General features: G+C 74.4%; 3 protein-coding genes. All 3 read left to right on the top strand.

The genetic code is table 11. The features are described from left to right. Positions 1-320, top strand: a 320-nt coding sequence (locus OFY01_RS16885; RefSeq protein WP_266600743.1) for a CGNR zinc finger domain-containing protein, incomplete at its 5' end; no start/stop codon positions are given. Positions 321-495: 175 nt separating this feature from the next. Next, positions 496-984 carry a sigma-70 family RNA polymerase sigma factor gene (locus OFY01_RS16880; RefSeq protein ID WP_407700362.1) on the top strand — a complete coding sequence of 163 codons (489 nt, stop codon included), beginning with the start codon at positions 496-498 and terminating at the stop codon, positions 982-984. After that, on the top strand, positions 981-1,386 hold a 406-nt coding region (locus OFY01_RS16875), incomplete at its 3' end, for a zf-HC2 domain-containing protein (protein ID WP_266600739.1). The genes OFY01_RS16880 and OFY01_RS16875, both read left to right, overlap by 4 nt.

The raw sequence follows: 1,386 nt of genomic DNA, 5'->3' as shown, positions 1-1,386 counted from the left end.
AGCGCGTCAACCTGTACGCCCGCGCCGCCCCGCCCGCCCCGCGCGCCGTCCGCACCGCCGACGGCGGTCTCGTACGCGCCCTGCACGCCGAGCCCGACTGCGCCGCGCTGCTCGCCGCCGTCGCCAGGGACACCGTCGACCTGCTCACCGATCCGGCCGCGCGGGGCGCGCTGCGGCAGTGCGAGGGCGACAACTGCGCGATCGTCTACCTCGACATGTCCCGGGGGCGCAGGCGACGCTGGTGCTCCAGCGAAGTGTGCGGCAACCGGGAGCGGGTGGCCCGGCACCGGCGCCGGGCCGCGGCACTCGCGCGCGCGTAGCGGGGCCCCGGGCTCTTTGCCGCCTTGCCCCTGCTTCTTGCCGCCCCCGTTGAACACGGGCGCGTGTTCGTACGTACCACCTGCGTGAGCTCAGCTGACAGACCCGGCCGCCCCGGGGACAGCGGTGACAGCGGAGGCAGTCGTGCGCGAGGATCTGGCCGTGGCCGATGAGCTGATGCGCGCGTTGTACGCCGAGCACGCCGGACCGCTCCTCGCTCATGTGCTGCGCCTGGTGGCGGGCGACCGGCAGCGCGCCGAGGACGTCGTCCAGGAGACGCTGATCCGTGCCTGGAAGAACGCGGAGAACCTCGACCCGGCGGCCCGTTCGCTGCGGCCCTGGCTGGTCACGGTCGCGCGCCGCATCGTCATCGACCACCACCGCAGCCGCCAGGCCCGCCCGCAGGAGGTCGACCCCGCCCCACTGGAGGCGGTCGCGGCCGAGGACGAGATCGACAAGGCGCTGCGCCTGATGACGCTGGCCGACGCCCTGGACGACCTCACCCCGGCCCACCGCGCGGTGCTCGTCGAGACGTACTTCGAGGGGCGTACGGTCAGCGAGGCGGCCGAGCGGCTCGGCGTCCCCAGCGGAACCGTGCGCTCCCGGGTGTTCTACGCGCTGCGCTCCATGAAACTGGCGCTGGAGGAACGGGGGGTGACGTCATGACCGCACAGTCCGGCCAGGACCCGGCCGACAACCCGGCCGACAACCCGGCCGACGACCAGGTGCACGAGACGGTCGGGGTGTACGCGCTCGGCATCCTCGACGACGCCGAGGCGAGCGCGTTCGAGGCCCATCTGGCGACGTGCGAGCGGTGCGCCGAACGCCTTGAGGAGTTCGTGGCCCTTGAGCCGATGCTCTCGGAGCTCTCGGAGCTCTCGGAGCTCTCGGAGTTCTCGGGGGAGCGGGAGGAGTCGGCGGGCCGCGAGGAGCGCACCGGGAGGGGAGCATCGACCTCACCGACCTCACCGACCTCACCGACCTCACCGGGCGCGTCGGGCGACCACGCGCGCGTGCCGCGGCCGGGCGCCGAACCCGTGGCCCGCGCGCGCGTGCGGCACCGGCGCC

The sequence above is a fragment of the Streptomyces beihaiensis genome, assembly GCF_026274175.1.
In the GTDB taxonomy this organism is placed as follows: Bacteria; Actinomycetota; Actinomycetes; order Streptomycetales; family Streptomycetaceae; genus Streptomyces; species Streptomyces beihaiensis.
Note: the sequence above shows the minus strand (reverse complement) of the source record. Positions and strands in the feature narration are given on the sequence as shown.

Excerpts from the sequence above, each read along its gene's own strand:
- OFY01_RS16880 (WP_407700362.1), top strand. The coding sequence starts at position 496 with ATGCGCGCGTTGTACGCCGAGCACGCCGGACCGCTCCTCGCTCATGTG.